The 17,760-nt window shown below is 67.6% G+C and carries 20 protein-coding genes; 8 read left to right on the plus strand and 12 right to left on the minus strand.

Translation table 11 applies throughout. From position 1 onward, the window contains the following. Positions 1 to 39: 39 nt before the first annotated feature. Entirely contained in the window at positions 40 to 933 is an 894-nt protein-coding gene (locus BT264_RS23040) for a LysR family transcriptional regulator (protein ID WP_072441077.1), read from the plus strand. Between the two features lie 72 nt (positions 934 to 1,005). Here BT264_RS23040 and BT264_RS23045 read toward each other — a convergent pair whose 3' ends face one another. Beyond that, positions 1,006 to 2,469, minus strand: coding sequence for an MFS transporter (locus BT264_RS23045; protein WP_072441079.1), 1,464 nt, complete (start codon positions 2,467 to 2,469; stop codon positions 1,006 to 1,008). A gap of 444 nt (positions 2,470 to 2,913) precedes the next feature. Between BT264_RS23045 and BT264_RS23050 the strand changes: the two genes are divergently transcribed. The 4 genes from BT264_RS23050 to BT264_RS23060 all read left to right on the plus strand — a co-directional run bounded on the left by BT264_RS23050 (position 2,914) and on the right by BT264_RS23060 (position 5,280). After that, entirely contained in the window at positions 2,914 to 4,014 is a 1,101-nt protein-coding gene (locus BT264_RS23050) for an NAD(P)H-dependent flavin oxidoreductase (protein WP_072441080.1), read from the plus strand. 185 nt (positions 4,015 to 4,199) lie between these two features. Next, positions 4,200 to 4,571 (plus strand): GFA family protein, encoded by a 372-nt coding sequence (locus tag BT264_RS23055; protein ID WP_072441082.1) that lies wholly within the window; start codon positions 4,200 to 4,202, stop codon positions 4,569 to 4,571. Beyond that, positions 4,568 to 4,696, plus strand: coding sequence for a hypothetical protein (locus BT264_RS40105; protein WP_256260697.1), 129 nt, complete (start codon positions 4,568 to 4,570; stop codon positions 4,694 to 4,696). Before BT264_RS23055 ends, BT264_RS40105 begins: the two co-directional genes overlap by 4 nt. Positions 4,697 to 4,824: 128 nt before the next feature. Continuing rightward, positions 4,825 to 5,280, plus strand: a complete 456-nt coding sequence (locus tag BT264_RS23060; RefSeq protein ID WP_072441084.1) for a MarR family winged helix-turn-helix transcriptional regulator — start codon at positions 4,825 to 4,827, stop codon at positions 5,278 to 5,280. Between the two features lie 48 nt (positions 5,281 to 5,328). On the opposite strand, the gene BT264_RS23065 is transcribed toward BT264_RS23060, so the two are convergent. The 5 genes from BT264_RS23065 to BT264_RS23085 form a co-directional block, all read right to left on the minus strand. Continuing rightward, complete coding sequence (locus BT264_RS23065) at positions 5,329 to 6,045, minus strand: GNAT family N-acetyltransferase (protein ID WP_072441086.1); 717 nt, start codon at positions 6,043 to 6,045, stop codon at positions 5,329 to 5,331. A 246-nt stretch (positions 6,046 to 6,291) separates the two neighbouring features. Further along, positions 6,292 to 6,621 (minus strand): DUF4148 domain-containing protein, encoded by a 330-nt coding sequence (locus BT264_RS23070; protein WP_072441087.1) that lies wholly within the window; start codon positions 6,619 to 6,621, stop codon positions 6,292 to 6,294. A 55-nt stretch (positions 6,622 to 6,676) separates the two neighbouring features. Next, positions 6,677 to 7,003: a DUF4148 domain-containing protein gene (locus tag BT264_RS23075; protein ID WP_083534187.1), complete on the minus strand. Its 327-nt coding sequence runs from the start codon at positions 7,001 to 7,003 to the stop codon at positions 6,677 to 6,679. Between the two features lie 66 nt (positions 7,004 to 7,069). Continuing rightward, on the minus strand, positions 7,070 to 7,489 hold the full coding sequence (locus tag BT264_RS23080; RefSeq protein WP_072441379.1) for an organic hydroperoxide resistance protein: 420 nt from the start codon (positions 7,487 to 7,489) through the stop codon (positions 7,070 to 7,072). A gap of 275 nt (positions 7,490 to 7,764) precedes the next feature. Beyond that, positions 7,765 to 8,229, minus strand: a complete 465-nt coding sequence (locus BT264_RS23085; RefSeq protein ID WP_072441091.1) for a RidA family protein — start codon at positions 8,227 to 8,229, stop codon at positions 7,765 to 7,767. A gap of 213 nt (positions 8,230 to 8,442) precedes the next feature. Between BT264_RS23085 and BT264_RS23090 the strand changes: the two genes are divergently transcribed. Continuing rightward, positions 8,443 to 9,408: a LysR family transcriptional regulator gene (locus tag BT264_RS23090; protein WP_072441093.1), complete on the plus strand. Its 966-nt coding sequence runs from the start codon at positions 8,443 to 8,445 to the stop codon at positions 9,406 to 9,408. A gap of 31 nt (positions 9,409 to 9,439) precedes the next feature. Here BT264_RS23090 and BT264_RS23095 read toward each other — a convergent pair whose 3' ends face one another. The 4 genes from BT264_RS23095 to BT264_RS23110 form a co-directional block, all read right to left on the minus strand. Further along, positions 9,440 to 10,147 (minus strand): SDR family NAD(P)-dependent oxidoreductase, encoded by a 708-nt coding sequence (locus BT264_RS23095; protein WP_072441381.1) that lies wholly within the window; start codon positions 10,145 to 10,147, stop codon positions 9,440 to 9,442. A 521-nt stretch (positions 10,148 to 10,668) separates the two neighbouring features. After that, complete coding sequence (locus BT264_RS23100) at positions 10,669 to 11,232, minus strand: shikimate kinase (protein ID WP_072441095.1); 564 nt, start codon at positions 11,230 to 11,232, stop codon at positions 10,669 to 10,671. Beyond that, on the minus strand, positions 11,229 to 11,876 hold the full coding sequence (locus tag BT264_RS23105) for a hypothetical protein (protein ID WP_072441096.1): 648 nt from the start codon (positions 11,874 to 11,876) through the stop codon (positions 11,229 to 11,231). Before BT264_RS23105 ends, BT264_RS23100 begins: the two co-directional genes overlap by 4 nt. A gap of 28 nt (positions 11,877 to 11,904) precedes the next feature. Then, positions 11,905 to 12,315 (minus strand): acyl-CoA thioesterase, encoded by a 411-nt coding sequence (locus BT264_RS23110; protein ID WP_034184218.1) that lies wholly within the window; start codon positions 12,313 to 12,315, stop codon positions 11,905 to 11,907. A 382-nt stretch (positions 12,316 to 12,697) separates the two neighbouring features. Here BT264_RS23110 and BT264_RS23115 point away from each other — a divergent pair, with 382 nt between their 5' ends. Further along, complete coding sequence (locus BT264_RS23115) at positions 12,698 to 13,810, plus strand: 3-deoxy-7-phosphoheptulonate synthase (RefSeq protein WP_072441098.1); 1,113 nt, start codon at positions 12,698 to 12,700, stop codon at positions 13,808 to 13,810. A gap of 16 nt (positions 13,811 to 13,826) precedes the next feature. Here BT264_RS23115 and BT264_RS23120 read toward each other — a convergent pair whose 3' ends face one another. Together BT264_RS23120 and BT264_RS23125 are read right to left on the minus strand one after the other, a co-directional pair. Next, the gene (locus BT264_RS23120) at positions 13,827 to 15,197 is read right to left on the minus strand and encodes a glutamate--cysteine ligase (protein ID WP_072441100.1); all 1,371 of its coding nucleotides are present in this window, start codon (positions 15,195 to 15,197) and stop codon (positions 13,827 to 13,829) included. Between the two features lie 120 nt (positions 15,198 to 15,317). Next, positions 15,318 to 16,154 carry an AraC family transcriptional regulator gene (locus tag BT264_RS23125; protein ID WP_072441102.1) on the minus strand — a complete coding sequence of 279 codons (837 nt, stop codon included), beginning with the start codon at positions 16,152 to 16,154 and terminating at the stop codon, positions 15,318 to 15,320. Between the two features lie 103 nt (positions 16,155 to 16,257). Here BT264_RS23125 and BT264_RS23130 point away from each other — a divergent pair, with 103 nt between their 5' ends. Next, the gene (locus BT264_RS23130; protein ID WP_072441104.1) at positions 16,258 to 17,757 is read left to right on the plus strand and encodes an efflux transporter outer membrane subunit; all 1,500 of its coding nucleotides are present in this window, start codon (positions 16,258 to 16,260) and stop codon (positions 17,755 to 17,757) included. The last annotated feature ends 3 nt before the right edge of the window (positions 17,758 to 17,760 follow it).

Genomic DNA, 17,760 nt, shown 5'->3' on the forward strand with positions numbered 1-17,760 from the left:
CGATGGCGCGCGCCGTACGGCCTTCCCAGGATCCACGACATGGTGAGCCCGCTTCATTTCGATCTGCAGTCGCTGCGCGTGTTCGCGCTCGTCGCCGAACACGGCAGCCTGACGAAGGCGGCCGAACACGGCCAGCTCACGCTGTCCGCGGTCAGCAAGCGCATCGCCGAACTCGAAAGCGTGACCGGCAGCGCACTGTTCGTCCGGCATGCGCGCGGCGTCGAACTGACACCCGCGGGCCGCGCGCTGCTCGACCATGCGGCAAAGGTGATCGAGCAGGTCAACCGGATGGCGCACGAGATGAGCGACTACGTCGCCGGCGTGCGCGGCCATATCCACGTGTGGACCAATACGTCCGCGATCGTCCAGTTCCTGCCCGCCGATCTCGCCGCGTTCCTCACCGACAACCCGGGCATCAAGGTAAGCCTCGAGGAGCGGCTGAGCCACGAGATCGTCGATGCGCTCGGGTCCGGCAAGGCCGATCTCGGCGTGTTCGCCGACAACGTGCCGGCGCCCGGCATCGAACGGCGGCTGTACCGGCGCGACGAGCTCGTGCTGCTCGTGCCGCGCGCGCATCGCTTCGCCGCACGCGACAGCATCCGCTTCGCGGATACGCTCGACGAGGATTACGTCGGCTTGAGCGACGGCAGTTCGCTGCTCGCGCGCATGACCGACGCCGCGTTCGCGGCCGAGCGCTCGCTGAAAGTGCGGATCCAGGTATCGAATTTCGACGGCGTGAGCCGGATGATCGAGGCCGGGCTCGGCATCGGCGTGCTGCCGCGCGATGCGGTGACCGGCGAGCGCGCCGCGCGGCTCGGGGTCGTGAAGCTCGACGACGCGTGGGCGACGCGCACGCTGTGGGTCGGCGTCAAGGCCGGCACCGTGCTGACGACCGACATCGCGAAGCTGTTCGATTTCATGTCGGCGCGCTGACTGCGCCGAAACGGCGACGCACGGAGCACGCCTGCGTGCGTCCTGTGCCGGTCGCCGCATTGCACCACTGGATTACACCGGATTGATTTCGTCCTGGCTGCGCCGCGTGGTCAGCGGCCCGAGCACGCGCAGCGTGACGGCGACGATGCCGAGCGCGACCGAGATCACGCCGAACATCGCGCCCGCGCCGTAGCTGCCGAGCACCGGCAGCAGCACGAACGGCAGCCCGCCGCTGACGATGCGCGACAGCGAATACGTACTGCCGATCGCCGTCGAGCGCACGCGCGCCGGGAAAATCTCGGCCTGGTACACGTGATACGCGTTGCTGAACACGTTCGACGCGCAGGTCGTCAGCAATCCGAAGCCGACGATCAGCGCGGTATTGCCCGAGTACGCGAAGCACAGCCCGAATACGGCGATCGACAGGATCGACGCGATCACGAGCGTGCGGCGTTCGATCCAGTTGAGCAGCGGGATCGACAGCAGCGAGCCGATCGGATAGCCGACGAACGACAGCGCGATGAACAGCGTGCTGTCCGTCACGTCGAAGCCGCGGCTCTTCACGACCGTGCCGGCCAGCGTGCCGAAGCCGTAATAGCCGAAGCCCTGGAACAGGTGAAAGATCGCGAGCATCAGGTAGCGCGCGCCGTAGGGCTCGCGACGCAGCAGCGCGATGCGCTCGCCGAGCCCGAGCGGCCGTTGCGGTTCGGCCGATTCCGCGAAGTGCTCGGGCACCCGCACGTCGGTGCCTTCCGCGAAGCGCCGCAGCGCCGCGTGCGCGTCGGCGGTGCGGCCTTGCGCGAGCAGCCAGCGCGGGCTCTCCGGCAGGCGGTGCTGGACGAGCAGCACGTACACGGCGCCGAGGCTGCCGATCGCGAGGATGATGCGCCAGCCGGCCACGCCGGCCACATGCAGCGGGTTCAGCCACAGCGCGAGGAAGCCGACGAGCGGCACCGCGACATAGGAAGTCGTATAGGCCCACGCGGCGAGCCGTCCGCGCTTTTCCTTCGGCAGGATTTCGGACAGGAAGCTGTCGGCGACCGGATAGATCGCGCCGACGCCGATGCCGGTCAGGAAGCGGCACGCGACGAGCATGTCGGCATTCACCGAGAACGCGCCGACCAGCGAGAACGCGCTGTACCACACGAGCGTCAGCAGGAACGCCTTGCGCCGGCCGATGCGGTCGGCGAGGCTGCCGAGGCACATCGCGCCGACGAACATCCCGATGAATGCCGATGCCAGCAGCAGCTTGAAATCGGTGCTCTGCCGGCTCAACCCGTATTCGTTCTGCAACGCGGAGCCGATCGTGCTGACGAGGAAGATCTCGTACATGTCGAAGAACAGCCCGATGCCGATCACCCACACGACGAACCGGTGCAACGCACCGACCGGCAGGTCGTCCATGAAATCGCCGAGCGTGACGCGGCGGGCGGGGAAGGCCGCTGCATCGGCGCCGACGCCGGCGGAAGCGGCCGGCGGCCGTGCGGACGCGGGGCCGCCCGCGTTGCCGCCCAGATCGAGGGATTGGCTGTTCATCGTGTCTCCTGATTATCGATATGCCGTGGCGCACGGCCCGGCCGTTCGCGTCCGGCATGATGCGTCCGGCCGCACGATATGGCGGCACGCACCGCAACGCCCGTGAAAGGGCCGGCTGCGCGGGCTGCGCCGATCGTCCGACACATGGTGGGCGAATCGGCGGCACGCGATAATTGCGGATGTTTCAAGCGTCCTTTCCCGCTCAGAAAGGGTACGAACGCGCGGCGGGCGTCATTCGCGGGGGAAGGCCGGTGCGGCCTGCGCGGCGCGCGGTTGCGCACCGGATCCGGTGCGCTCCCGTGCAACCGGGCGGGCCGGGAAAACCATGAGGCGCGTTGCGCGGGCACCGGCACGAACGCCGCCCCATGAAACACATGCACGGGGTTATCGTGCTCTGCCGACGCGGCATGTTCGCGATTCGACCGCCACCAGGAGGTAACCGACATGAATCACCCGACCGATAACCGGACGCTGTTGCGCGCGCTCGGCATTCGCACACCGATCGTCCAGGCGCCGATGGCCGGCGTCAGCACGCCGGCGCTGGCTGCCGCCGTGTCGAACGCGGGCGGGCTCGGCTCGCTCGGCGTCGGCGCGACGAACGCCGACGGCGCGCGCAAGATGATCCGCGACACGCGCGAGCTCACCGACCGGCCGTTCAACGTCAACGTGTTCTGCCATCGTCCGGCCCGCGCCGACGCAGCCGTCGAACGCGCGTGGCTCGACTGGCTCGCGCCGGCGTTCCGCGCATATGGTGCGACGCCGCCCGCATCGCTGTCGGAGATCTATACGAGCTTCGTCGCGGACGAAGCGATGCAGGCGATGCTCGCCGAAGAAAAGCCGGCCGTCGTCAGCTTCCATTTCGGGCTGCCGTCCGCGGACGCGATCGCCGCGCTGAAGCGCTCGGGCATCACGCTGTTCGCAACCGCGACGAATCCCGACGAAGCGCGGCAGATCGCCGCCGCCGGCATCGACGCGATCGTCGCGCAGGGCATCGAAGCCGGCGGGCACCGCGGCGTGTTCGATTCGACCGCCCACGACGACCGCCTCGGCACGTTCGCGCTGACGCGCCTGATCGTGCGCGAATGTGCGCTGCCCGTGATCGCTGCCGGCGGCATCATGGACGGCGAAGGCATCGCCGCCGCGCTGGCGCTCGGCGCGCAGGCCGCGCAGCTCGGCACCGCGTTCGTCGCATGCCGGGAGACGTCGATCGACGACGGTTATCGCCGCGCGATCCTCGGCGACGCGGCGCGCCGCACGACGTTGACCTCCGCGATTTCGGGCCGGATCGCGCGCGGCATCGCGAACCGGCTGACCGCGCTCGGCGACGACCCGCACGCGCCGGCCACGCCCGCGTATCCGATCGCGTACGACGCGGGCAAGGCGCTGCATGCGGCCGCGAAGGCGCAGGGCGAATTCGGCTACGGCGCGCAGTGGGCCGGGCAGGCGGCGACGCTCGTCCGCTCGTTGCCAGCCGCCGAGCTGTTCGCGACGCTCGAGCGTGAAACGCGGGCCGCGATCGAGCGCCTGCAGCACGCGCTGGACTGATCGCGCTCGGCCGGCAAACCGCGCGCACGTGCCGGCGATCCGTGCTTCAGATCGCCGCGCCGAACGTGCACCGCCCACCGTCGATTTGCAATGCTCTGTATCTGCGCGGACCGCGGATACAGTGCGATACAACGCAAGTTCGGGCGTCCGCTATAAAGCAGGCATGACTTCTGCGAGAGCACATCATGTCTGCAACCTGGTTCAAAGGATCCTGCCATTGCGGGGCCGTCAAATTCGAAGTGAAAGCCGCTATCGAGCCGGCGGTTCGCTGCAACTGCAGCCTGTGCCGCCGGCGCGGCGCGCTGATGAGCCCGATGTTTCCCGCTGACCACCTGAAGATCGTCGAAGGCGAGGGCGCACTGACGTGCTACCGCTTCAACACACACACGGCCCGCCACTATTTCTGTCGCCATTGCGGCATCTATCCGTTCCATCAAACACGCATGGACCCCGCATGCTGGCGCGTCAATCTCGGCTGCCTCGACGGCGTCGATCCTTACGCGCTCGACGCAACCGTCGCAAACGGCGCGAGCCTGTCGGTCGTGGAGGTCGCATGAAACGCTGGCTGATGATCCTGCTGTTTGCCGCAGGCGGGCTCGCGACCGAAATCGCGCATCCGGTGCAATGCTCGCTGCTGTCGGAAAGCCGGTTGCAATCCGGCAAGCGCCGCAGGCAGGACTGACGGCGGCGATCCGGCCGCGTTGCATCACTCCGTCGGTTCATCGACACCGATTTATCATGCTTCCGATAAGATCGCACGCGATATATAATGTGTCTATCTGCGGCCATCCGCGTCGCCGGAGGAAGTTCATGAAACCGACCGAAGCACCATCGCCCGCCGCGCCGAAGCTGTCCGATTTCCTGTGTTTTGCGATCTACTCGGCGAACCTCGCGTTCGGCAAGGCGTACAAGCCGATCCTCGAAGAGCTCGGCCTCACCTATACGCAATACATCACGATCATTGCGCTGTGGGAGCAGGACAACCAGACGGTCGGCCAGCTTGGCGAGAAGCTGTTCCTCGAATCCAATACGTTGACGCCGATCCTGAAGAAGCTCGAGGCGATGGGTTACCTGGAGCGGCACCGCGATCCGTCGGACGAGCGCCAGGTGCTCGTCAGCCTGACGAAGAGCGGCCGGCGCGTGCGCGAGAAGGGGCTCGACATGAACCTGGTCGAAGCCACCGGGTTGAAGCCGGACGAATTCGCGAAGGTGCAGAAGGCAATCGTCACGCTGCGCGGCAACCTGATCCGGTCGACCGAAGACTAAACACGCAGGCAACAAGCGGCCGATGCGCGTATCGCGTCGGCCGCGTTGTCATGCGTGTTCGTCGCCCAGCACCAGCAGGTTCATTTCGCGACGGACGACAAAACCAAGCGCGAGATAGCGTTCGATCGCGACCTGGTTCGACGTGAGGACGTGCAGGAACGGTGTTTCCGCGCGTGCACCGATCGCCTCGACCAACGACCGGATCAGCCGCGCCGCAAGCCCTTGCCGCCGAAACGCGGCATCCACGCAGACGGCGCTGATCTCGGTATATCCGTCGACCTGCATCCGCTCGCCGGCCATCGCCGCCAGCCGGCCTTCGCTGCGTACGCCGATATAGTCGCCAAGCTCGATCGTGCGCGGGCCGAACGGGCCGGGCTGCGCGGCCGTGGTCAGCGCGAGCATGTCCGGCACGTCGGCTTCGGCGAGCGTGACATGCTCCGATGCATGCGCCGGAGCGGGCGTCCCTTGCCAGATCATTTGAAGCAACGCCGCGCGCCGGATCACCGGCAATCCCGCCGGCGGCGGCATCTCGTCCGGCGTGACCAGCGCGGCCGGCCCGTGCGCGGCGATCAGTTCGCGCAACGCATCGAACGATGCCTGGCTCGTGTCGGCGATCGCGGCGAACGGCGCAATGGCCGCCGGAAACCGCAGCGCGCGGTCGCTGCCGAGCGCAAAGCGGCGCTGTTTGCCCGCGAGCGCGTTCCAGACGACATGGTCGAGCGGGTGTGCATCGCCCGTCGTGTTTCCGGTCGTGGCTTCCGGCATCGGCCGCTCCTCGATTGAAGATTTCGTGCCGCACAGAATAGACCGGATCGGCCGGGCAGGTAGCCCCGCAACGACATGGATCGCGTCATTGGCCTGACACGCGTGCGCTGGCCTTCTTCGTTCTCGGTGATCCATCTCCGGAAGACGTCGATGCAAATCCGGACGCCCCAAATATAAAAGCGCACGCGATTACATCGCATGCGCTTTATGTGACGGACGGGGACGGCTGATTCCGTCGTGCAATGCTCAATGACCGAAATAGATCGAGCGCTCGGCCGTGCGAACCGCGCTGCGGCTGCCGGACTGCGTCACGCCGTCGGCGTCATTGCCGTAACCGGACGCCATCGTATCGGCCGCGGCTACGCCGTTGTCGCGAATCCGGCTCAGCGCCGCCTGGAGATTGTCCGGGTAGTTCGGGTCGTTGGGGCGGTTCGGCAGGTAGCCGGCCTGCTGCAACGCGGCCAGTTCCGCACGCACCTGCGCGCGCGTCACGGTACTTTCGCTCGCGTTCGCCGGCGCGACGACGGCGGCCGACACGGCCACGAGGAGGGCGGCAATCAGTTGGGTTTTCATCATTCACCTCGGAACAGGAATAAAAAGAATTCAGGGGTCACGTATCAGCGCACGGCGTTCAATGACCGAAATACACCGAGCGTTCGGCCACGCTGACGGCATGCAGGCGGCCAGATTGCGTCACGGCCTCGCCGTTGCTGCCGTAGCCGGATGCCTGCTCGTTGGCCGCGACGGCATCGGCCGCATGGATCTGCGTCAGCGCGGCCTGCAGATCGCTCGGATAGGTCGCGTCGGTGGCGCGATTCAGCGGATAACCGGCCGTTTGAAGCTGCACGAGTTCGGCACGCACCTGCGCACGCGTCACGGCGGTTTCATTTGCAAACGCCGGGGCGGCAACGGCAGCCGAAACGGCGACGAGAACGGCGGAGATCAATCGGGTATTCATCATTTGCCTCGATATGAAAAGAGTCGGGAATTCGGGAGGGCGGCGCTCGGCAGCCCGATGCAACGTTCAAGCGATACGGATTTCGACGTCGATGTTGCCGCGCGTCGCCTTCGAATACGGGCAGGTCTGGTGCGCGGCATCGACGATGCGCTGCGCGACGTCGCGATCGAGCCCCGGCACGCTCACGTTCAGCCGGGCCTGCAGGAAGTACGCGTTGCCGGCCGTGCCGAGATCCACTTCGGCGTCGACGGCGAGATCGGCCGGCAGCGTCACCTTCGCGGCGCGCGCCGCAAGCTGCATCGCACCGATGAAGCAGGCCGACCAGCCGGCCGCGAACAGTTGTTCCGGGTTGGTGCCGGTGCCGGCGCTGCCCGGCGACGACAACTGGATGTCGAGGCGGCCGTCGGAACTGCGTGCCGAGCCGTCGCGGCCGCCCGAAGTCGTATGCGTCTTGCCCGTGTACAGCACTTTTTCGATCTTGCTCATCATTTGCTCCGTCAGTTGGCAGGTTTTTCTCAGATGCGATTCGATCGCATGCGATTGAGTTTCGTCGAGGCGGCCACCCGTGTCAAGCGCATTCGATTAAATCGGATGCGATATTTTGTATTCCAATGTATCTGAAACGTGTCGGGCTTTGCCGGACAAGGCTTTCGGCCGATCGAGCCCTGATATGCACGGTAACGGGGCAGGCGACGAATGCCGGGCAGGGTGGGCGGAAACGCTCGCGGAGTGGATGGCCGCCCCGCGGCGCAGCCGATACGTCAGGCCGGGTCGATCTCGGCGATCACGACGAGGATGACGGCCGCGTCGGCCGGCAACTGGCGCTGGGAGAACGCCGAACGCGCGTGTCCCGCCTTGCCGCCCAGCGCGGCGGCGAACAGGTCGGACGCGCCGTCGATCACGGCCGGCTGTCCGTAAAAACCGTCGGCCGAGCTCACATGCCCCTCGACGCGCACGATCTTGCGCAGGCGGTCGAACCCGCCCAAATGCCTGCGGATCTGCGCGAGCACGTTCAGCGCCGCAAGCCGCGCGGCATGGCGGCCTTCGTCGACGCTCAATTGCTCGCCGACGCGGCCGGTATAGGCGATCCTGCCGTCGACGAGCGGCAGTTGTCCCGATACGAACAGCAGGTTGCCGGCTTCGCTGACAGCCGTATAGCTGCCGAGCGGGTTCGGCGGTTCGGGTAATGCAAGGCCGAGTTCGGCCAGCTTCTGTTCGACGGTCATGTCGTTCTCCTTGCGGGAAAATGGATCGGGCGATCGGTGTTGCCTGTCAGTCACTCTAGTCATGCGGCCGAAGCCGGTAAATGTCAGCGGCGCAATTGATTCGGGACACGATGTAACGAATCGCGCCACGCGCGCTCGCTGGTTTCCCGCGCGATATTCATGCACACTCGTTGCTTCATCGCGCCCCACACCGGAGACGGCAGGAACGGCACCATGCAACGCAAATTCGACGACTTGCTGCTGGGCAGCATCGAGCTGTTCTGTCTCGCCGCCGAACTCGGCAGCTTCACGCTGGCGGCAACCGCGGCGAGCGTCACGCCGGCCGCGGTCAGCCGGTCGGTGGCGCGGCTCGAGGAGCGTCTCGGCGTGCGGCTGTTCGTGCGCACGACACGACAGATCCGCCTGACCGATTCCGGCCGGCGCTATTTCGAGCAATGCCGCGATGCGCTGTCGCAGCTCGTCGACGCGGAACGCGAAGCGACCGGCCAGCAGGCAACGCCCGCCGGCGTGCTCCGGATCAGCATGCCGACGCCGTACGGACACTATCGCGTGCTGCCGCTGCTGCCTGCATTTCGCGAGCGCTATCCGGACGTACGCGTCGAAACCCACCTGAGCAACCGCAACATCGACTTCGCCGAAGAGGGCTTCGATCTGGCGATCCGCGGCCGCGCGCCCGCCGATTCGAACCTGGTCGCGCGCAAGCTGGAGGACGCCGAACTCGTGATCGTCGCGACGCCCGGCTACCTGAAGCACGCGGGCACGCCGACCGCCATCGACGATCTGCATGCGCACGAATGCATCCAGTTCGAGCTGCCGAGCAGCGGGCGGCCGATTCCCTGGCTGTTCGACGACGGATCGGACGAGATCGATATCGCGACGACCGGCAACTACAGTACGTCGGGCGACGTGCTCGCCGGCGTGACGCTCGCGCGCAGCGGTGCGGGCCTGTTCCAGACCTACCGCTTCATCGTTGAACAGGATCTGCTCGCCGGTACGCTCGTGGAGGTGCTGACCGGCCTTGGCGGCCGGTCGCGGCCGTTCATGCTGCTGTATCCGCATGCGCGTTTTCTGTCGTCGCGCGTGCGCGTGTTCGTCGACTTTCTCGTCGAGCATCTGGAGCGCGCGCCCGCCGGGCAGGCGCGCGGTACGCGTACCAAACGAGCCGCCGCATCGCGATAGGCACGCCGGCTCGTTCTTTCGATGCCGATGCTCAGTGCCCGGCGCTCTGGCCGCCGTCGACATGCAGGATCTCGCCGGTGACGAACGGTGCCGAGTCGAGATACAGGATCGCGTCGACGATGTCGCTCATCTCGCCCATGCGGCCGACCGGATGCAGCGACGCGAGCGTCGCATGCGTTTCGGGTGCATGCATCGGCGACTTGATGATGCCCGGCGACACGGCATTGACGCGGATGCCGGCCTTCGCGTACTCGATCGCGAGCGATTTCGTCGCCGCGTTCAATCCGCCTTTCGTCAACGACGCGAGCACCGACGGCACGTTGCTGTTCGCGTGATCGACGAGGCTCGTCGTGATGCTGACCACGTGCCCGCTGCCGTGCTGCTGCATCGCGGCGATCGCGCGCTGCGTAACGTAAAAGAAACCGTTCAGGTTGACGCTCGTGACCTGCGCGTAGTCGTCCGCGGTGTACTGCGTGAACGGCTTCGCGATGAACACGCCGGCGTTGTTGACGAGCGTGTCGACGCGGCCGAAGCGTTCGATCGCGGCATCGACCACGCGGCGCGCGACGGCCGGATCGCCGATGTCGCCCGCGACGGTGACGAGATCGCGATCGTTCGACGGCCCGATCGAACGGGAAGTCGCGACGACGCGATGGCCGCGTGCGCGGAACGCGTTGACCGTTTCCGCGCCGATGCCTTGCGATGCGCCGGTGACGATGATGACTTTGGATGTGCTCATGACATACCTCGACAGGTGAATGGTGTTCGGCTTCAGCGCCGACCGGATCGATGAATCCGATGGGCGAACTGTAGGCGCGCCGATCGCGATTTCGAACACCCACCGTGGAGCAATAGTCTTGCGTCGCGGGAACAAATGCGGGGAGGGCCGGTTTTCTCGGGTCAGAGCGGCCGGTCGACATGCGAATGCAGGCGACGCGCAGCGGCACCCGACGTCGCGTGCAAGCGCGTCGATGCGCTTGAAGCGTGGCGCAACCTCACCGGGAAACCGGCTTTCCCGCCGCTTGACGAGCCGATTTGTCCGTCACGGCACACGCAGTTGGATAAATCGATGCATCCATCCTGATAACTTTTCTTATCACAATAGCATTGTTATGAATCAAAACTCGCCGTTTCAGAAACGTGCCTGACGTCACCATCCAGACCATTCCGATGTGACTCGCCATCGATTCGAGGGCAGGGAAGCGGTCGCCAAGGCGCGGCCGCCCCGGCCGGCGACGGTCTTGAAACGAATGCACGCATTCAACCCGGTGCGCGCATCCGCGCCTGCAACACCGACGACATTTCGGCCGTCGCACGCGCGACACCCTGCGCGGTCGTATCGACGAACGCATGCGCGCATTCGCGATACAGCGGGTCGCGCATGCGGTACAGCGCAGCAAGCGTTTGCCGCGGCTCGGCCACCCGCAGCAGCGGCCGCCGCGCGTCGTCGCGCGTACGGCGCCACAGCGTGTCCGGATCCGCATGCAGATAGATCACGCAGCCGCGCTCGCTCAATCGCGCGCGGGTGCGCGGATCCAGCACCGCGCCCCCGCCGGTCGCCACGATGACGTTCGGGCGCTGCGTCAGCTCGTCGACGATATGCGTTTCGAGCAGCCGGAAGCCGCCTTCGCCGACCATGTCGAACAGCACGGCGACCGAACGGCCGGTACGCCGCTCGATCTCGTCGTCGCTGTCGGCGAACGTCCAGCCGAGCGATGCGGCGAGCGCGCGGCCGAGCGTCGATTTGCCCGCGCCCATCATGCCGACCAGAAAGGCGCGCGCGGGCAGCGCGCGCGCCTCGGCCGCCGCGACGACGGCGCTCATAGCCGCCGGCCGAGCGGCCAGCAGGCCCGCGTCGCCAGGCAGATCCGCCGCGCGCGCACCGCGTCCGACAGCGTGTCGAGCGCCGCGCCGGTCGACGTGTCGTCGGCATCGAGCAGCGCGCCGAGCACCTGCCCGTCCGGATCTCCGGTCGCGATGTGCTCGGCCGCATCCGCCGCGATGCCCCGCGGCGTACGCTCAGGCAGTCCGTCGCGCTCGGGCCGCCGCCCCCCGTTGCGCTGATCGAGCCAGCGCACGACGAGGCCGCAGAACAGCATGCCGCTCGGCACGGCTGCGTCGGCGCGCGGCTCGGCCGTGTCGCCGGGCGCCGCGCATCGCGTGATCCAGCTCGCGAACTCGAGCAGCGACGCCTCGTGCGCAAGCGTCGCCGCGTCGAGCGCGACGGTCACGCCGGCGTCCCGCAACCGGCCGAGCAGCGGCCGCACGCCGTCGTGCGCGCCACCGCACGGCTGCAGCAACACTTCCAGCTCGTCCTCATGGCGGCTTGCGAGCGCACGGTGCCGGTCGAGCGTGGCCGGTTCGAGCAATGCATGCGCGGCATGCCGGACGATGACGATCGCGCGATCGTCGCGCCGCTCGACGATCGCGCCAATCCGGCGCCGCGCGCGCGCCACCGCGCAGCTCACGTGTCGCTCCCGACATGGCGCGCGCGCATCACAGCGAACCCTGGAATTCGAGCACGCGCGTCTTGAATTCGTCGGGCACGGCCAGCGTCGTGTTGTTCGCGTAATCGAACATCACGTGCGTCGACATGCCGCGCGCGACGATCGTCTGGTCGTCGCGCTCCATCAGGTGCTCGAGATCGAAGCTCTTGCTGCCGAAGCGCACGATGCTCGACCGGATCGTCAGGTTGTCGCCGAACTGCGCCGGTGCCAGGTACTCGCACTGCGTCTTCACCATGATGTGCGGCAGCTTCTCGCTCCGCGGCAAGCCGAGGAGATCGAACATGTAGCAGAGATACGAATGCTGCAGATAGTCGTAATAGACGGGACTGCTCACATGCCCCATCGAATCCGTATCGCGATACTTGACGTGAATGGGCGTTTCGTAATGACGCTTCGACATGGTGACTCTCCGGAATAACTTGGTTGATTTATATATTCGAACCTGACTGGCCTGTCAGGCACCAGAAAATTAATCGAACGCCTATCTGGCCGCCACTATCAGAACGGATAGCGACCCGCCGCCGAAGGCCATTCGATACGGCTATCCGCTTCCGCCAAAGCGCTCCCTTATTTCGAGGCAAACCGATTTCCCAACCCGACCCGCATTACGAAAACAGCCGAGACTCATGTCGCAAAATATCGAATAACGCCCTTATTTCCGTCATTCATAAGGTTATGAATTGGAAACTGATAAATATGTTAGTTGCGCGCGAAAAGAACCATTCAATAAAGTCGCGTTGTAGTAAAAAATCCACCGAATTATCGACAGGAGGGCAGTCCCCATGCATGCAAACGCCTGGACGACCGACCGTGACGCCGTGCTGCGCTTGCCGACCCCCGCGGATCTGGCAGGCACGCTGCAGCCGGCGTTGCGCGCGGCGCGCACCGTTCATACGACCCGCCGCGCGATCGCCGACGTGCTGAACGGTGCGGACGACCGTCTCGTGGTCATCGCCGGCCCGTGCTCGGTGCACGACCCGGCCGCCGCGCGCGACTATGCGGCGCGGCTCGCGCTGCAACGCGCGCGGTTTGCGGACGAGCTGGAAATCGTGATGCGCGTGTACTTCGAGAAGCCGCGCACGACGGTCGGCTGGAAAGGGCTCATCAACGATCCGCTGCTGGACGGCAGCGAGCGGATCGACGCCGGGCTGCATGCCGCCCGCGCGCTGCTGTGCGACATCAACGGCGCGGAGATGCCGGCGGCGACCGAATTCCTCGATCCGCTGTCGCCGCGCTACCTGGCCGATCTGGTCGCATGGGGCGCGATCGGCGCGCGCACGGTGGAATCGCAGGTGCATCGCGAACTGGCGTCGTCGCTGCCGATCCCGATCGGCTTCAAGAACGGGACCGACGGCAACGTCCAGGTGGCCGTCGATGCGATGTGTGCGGCCGCGCGCGCGCACCGTTTCCTGTCGGTCGATGCCTGCGGCCGGCTGTGCGCGACGGCGTCGTCCGGCAATCCCCATACGCATGTCGTGCTGCGCGGCGGACGCGAACCGAATTTCGACGCGGCCGCCGTGAATGCCGCATGCGAGCGCATGGCGGCCGCGCAATTCGCGCCGCGCGTGATGATCGACGTCAGTCACGGCAACAGCCGCCGCCAGTTCCGGAACCAGTTGGGCGTCGGCGCGGACGTCGCCGCGCAGGTCGCGGCCGGCGATACGCGCATCGTCGGCGTGCTGATCGAGTCGAACCTGATCGAAGGACGGCAGGACCTGGTGCCTGGCGTTCCGCTGCGCTACGGGCAGAGCATCACCGACGCGTGCCTGTCGTTCGCCGACACCACCGGGCTCTTCGAGACGCTCGCGCACGCGGTTCGGGCACGGCGGCGGGGCCATGCGCCGATGCCCGGCATCGAGTTCGCGCACGAGCCGCTACTCGCATGCTGCGCATGAGCGGCCCGGCGCGACGTCATCGGATTTCGGCTTCGTCGTAGATCCGCGTCGCGTCGCCGGCCCACGCGTCGCGATAGCGCGCGAGCCAGTGTTCGGCCTGGGTCGGCGCGCCGGCGACGATCTCGTCGAGCGGCGCGAGATACACGGACTCGTCGCGGCCGGCCGCATCCAGGCGCGCCCGCGCGCGCAGGCCGCGATGCGCGATGGCGAGCGCATCGGCCGCGAGCGCACGCAACGGGCGGCCGTCGACCGGTGTATCGAGCCCGAGACGCGGCACGTCGCGACGCAATGCCAGCAGCGCGCCGCGATCGATCGCGGCGGCCAGCGTCTCGGCCTCCGACAGCGCGGCCGGATCGTACAGCAGGCCGGTCCAGAATGCGGACAGCGCGATCATCATGTCGGGCGAGCCGGCATCGGCGCCGCGCATCTCGAGATAACGCTTCAGCCTCACCTCGGTGAATACCGTCGTCAGATGGTCCGCGAAATCGCCGAGCGTCGGCGTGTCGCCTTCGAGATGCGGAATGCGCCGTCGCATGAAATCGCGGAACGTCCGCCCGGTCGCATCCGCGTAGCGGTCGCCGCGCCGCACGAAATACATCGGCACGTTGTCGAGCAGCCAGCTCACGTAGCGTTCGAAGCCGAAGCTGCGCGACAGGAACAATGCCGGCGCGCCGCAGCGATCCTCGTCGGTATCGAGCCACGTATGTGCGCGCGTCGACAGCAGGCCGGACGGGCGGCCTTCGCAGAACGGCGAATTCGCGAACAGCGCGGTCGCGACCGACTGCAACGCGAGCGACACGCGCATCTTGCGCGCCATGTCGTTTTCCGACGAGAAATCGAGGTTGACCTGCACGGTGCAGGTGCGCTGCATCATGTCGAGCCCGCGCGTGCCGACGCGCGGCATATAGCGTCGCATGATCCCGTAGCGCTGCTTCGGCATCCACGGCAGCGCGGCGCGCGACAGGTGAGGGTGAAAGCCGAGCGGCGCACAGCGCAGGCCGAGCGGATCGCACGCGTCACGGGCCGCGGCGAGGTGCGCATGCAATTCGGCATGCGTGTCGTGCAGCGTATCGAGCGGCGCGCCCGACAGTTCGAGCTGGCCGGCCGGTTCGAGCGAGATCGCCGCGCCATCGCGCTGGATCACGCCGACGATCCGCCCGGCATCGACGATCGGCGTCCCGTCGCCGCGCAGCCGCTCGAGCACCGCGGCGATGCCGGACGGCCCGTCGTACGGCGCGGCCGCGTGCGTCGCGCGAGCGACGACGAACTTCTCGTGCTCGGTGCCGATCCGGAACTGCGCGGCCGGCTTGCAGCCGGCGGCCAGATGATCGGCGAGTTGCTGCTCTGAGACGATCGGCGTGTTGTCCGATCCGACGGCATTCGACATCGACACCCTCCACATGGCGGATTGAGCAACCGACTGGCCGGTCGCACGGCGACTATAGCGGCGTCGATGCAGGCGCAGTACTGGCAGGGGTGATAGGGGGCGGTGCGCAGTCGCGTCGCGCTACGGCTGTTTGCGCTTCGCGAAGTAATGCGCGGGCGAATCGCCGAACGCGCGGCGAAACATCGCGATGAAATTGCTCGGCGTCGCGTAGCCGAGCGCGTCCGCGATGTTGGCGACGCTGTCGCCGTTCGCGAGACGCTCGAGCGCGTGCGTGAGACGCGCCTGCTGCCGCCATTGCGCGAAGCTCGTGCCGGTCTCCGCGACGAACAGCCGGCTCAATGTGCGCGCGGACAAGCCGGCCCATTCGGCCCACGCTTCGAGCGTGCGGCCGTCGTGCGGCTGCCCGAGGATCGCGTTGGCGATCCGCAGCAGCCGCCGGTCGTGCGGCATCGGCAAGTGCAGCGGTTCGTGCGGCGCGCGGCGCATCTCGTCGAGCAGCACGACGCTGATGCGCGCCTGCTCGATGTCGAGCCGGTCCTGGTCGGCCCACGACACCGCGCGCCGCACGAGCGCGCGCATCAGGTCGGTAATCGCGATCACGCAGGGCTGGCCCGGCATCCGCCGGCTCGCGGCCGGGGCGATCACGACGCTCCAGCCGCTCAACGCACCGCTGATGCTGACCTTGTGCTGCTCGCCCGGCGGAATCCAGCCCGCGCGATGCGGCGGCAGCAGCCACGAACCGTGCGGCGTGCGCACGTGCGCGAAGCCGCTTTCCACGCAGAACACCTGGCCGCGCAGATGACTGTGCCAGTCGACCTCACGGGTGCCGAGCCGATATGCGTTGCTGCCGTCGTCTTCGCCCCAGACGGCGATCAGCGACGGGCCGTCCGCACGTTCGCTCGGATCGATGTCGGCGCGCGGTACGGCGCGCGGCGGAGAAGCATCACGGATAGGCATGGCCGGAATTCATTATTTTTTGTCTAAACAACATTATCAGCTTTGTCAGGGTGCGTCCAACAATGCATGTCGTGTTCAAACCGATACGAAGCAGAGGAATGCGATGCATGCAGCACTTGCTCCCTGGACACGCGATGCCGGCGCGCTGCGCGTCGTGTCGCGGATGGCCGTCGCCGCGGCGCTCGCCGTGCTCGGCGCGTGCGCGAGCCGCGACGGGCTCGCGCCCGCCGGCACGCTGCGCGGCGCCGATACGCTTGCCGCGTCGCGCAGCCTCGCGCATGCACCGGCCGCCGACTGGCCGGCCGCCGACTGGTGGCGCGCGCTGAACGATGCGCAACTGAATGCGCTGATCGACGAAGCGCTCGCCGGCAATCCCGATCTCGCAACCGCCGATGCGCGCGCACGCGAAGCGCAGGCGCTGGTGATCGAGGCGCAGGCCGCGCGCGCGCCGCACGTCGTCGGCCGCGCGAGCGCGAAGGGCGAACGGCTGTCCGGCACCCAGTTCTCGGCGGGCGAAGGCGGCGGCTTCTTCAGCCACACGCGCGAGATGAATCTCGGCTTCAGTTGGGATCTCGATCTGTGGGGCGGCCGCCGCGCCGCATGGGAAGCCGCGCTCGGCGAAGCGCGTGCCGCGCGGATCGATGCGCGGGCCGCGCGCGTTTTGCTGTCCGTCAACGTCGCTCGCGCGTATGTGAACCTCGCGTACGCGTTCGATCAGCAGGACGTCGCGCGCGCCGAATACGAGCGCGCCGACGAGGCGCTCACGCTGACGCGCCAGCGCGTATCGAAAGGCATCGACAACGTCGCGCAACAGCGCCAGGCGGAAAGCGAGGTTGCGGCCGCGACGCGCGAGCAGGCGCGCGCGGCGCAGACGATCGACAGTGCGCGCATCGCGCTCGCGATCCTGCTCGGTGCGGGCCCCGATCGCGGGCTCGAACTCGTGCGCCCCGCGCCGCTGCCGGCCGCCGCGCTGGCGGTGCCGGCCGATCTGCCGGCCGCGCTGCTCGGCCGGCGCGCCGACCTCGTCGCCGCGCGCTGGCGGGTCGAGGCGGCGAGCCGCAACGTCGCAGCCGCCCGCGCGGAGTTCCTGCCGAACGTGAGTCTCACCGCGCTGATCGGGCTCGCGACACGCGGCGGCGCATCGCTGTTCCAGGCCGCGTCGCGCACCTACAACGTCAGTCCGGCCGTGAGCCTGCCGATCTTCGACGGCGGCGAGCGGCGCGGCGTGCTGCGCAGGCGCGATGCGCAATACGACCTCGCGGTCGCCGGCTACAACAAGACGCTGATCGGTGCGATCGGCGAGGTGGCCGACGATCTGCACCGCCTGCGCTCGCTCGCCGTGCAGGCCGACGCGCAGCAGCTTGCGTTCGACTCCGCCACCGATGCGTGGCGGCTCGCGGACGCGCGCTACCGGGCCGGCGTCGGCAGCTACCTCGACGCGCTCGTCGTGCGCCAGCAACTGCTGATCGCGAGCCGCGAGGTCGCCGCGCTGCGCGCGCAGCGCGCGGACCAGTCGCTGCAGCTCGTCGCCGCGCTCGGCGGCGGCTTCCGCGCCGAGCCGGACGACGCCGCGCTCGCCGCCACTCCTTCCCACCGTCCTTGACAT

The organism is Burkholderia sp. NFPP32 (genome assembly GCF_900119325.1).
GTDB classification, from domain to species: Bacteria; Pseudomonadota; Gammaproteobacteria; order Burkholderiales; family Burkholderiaceae; genus Burkholderia; species Burkholderia pyrrocinia_C.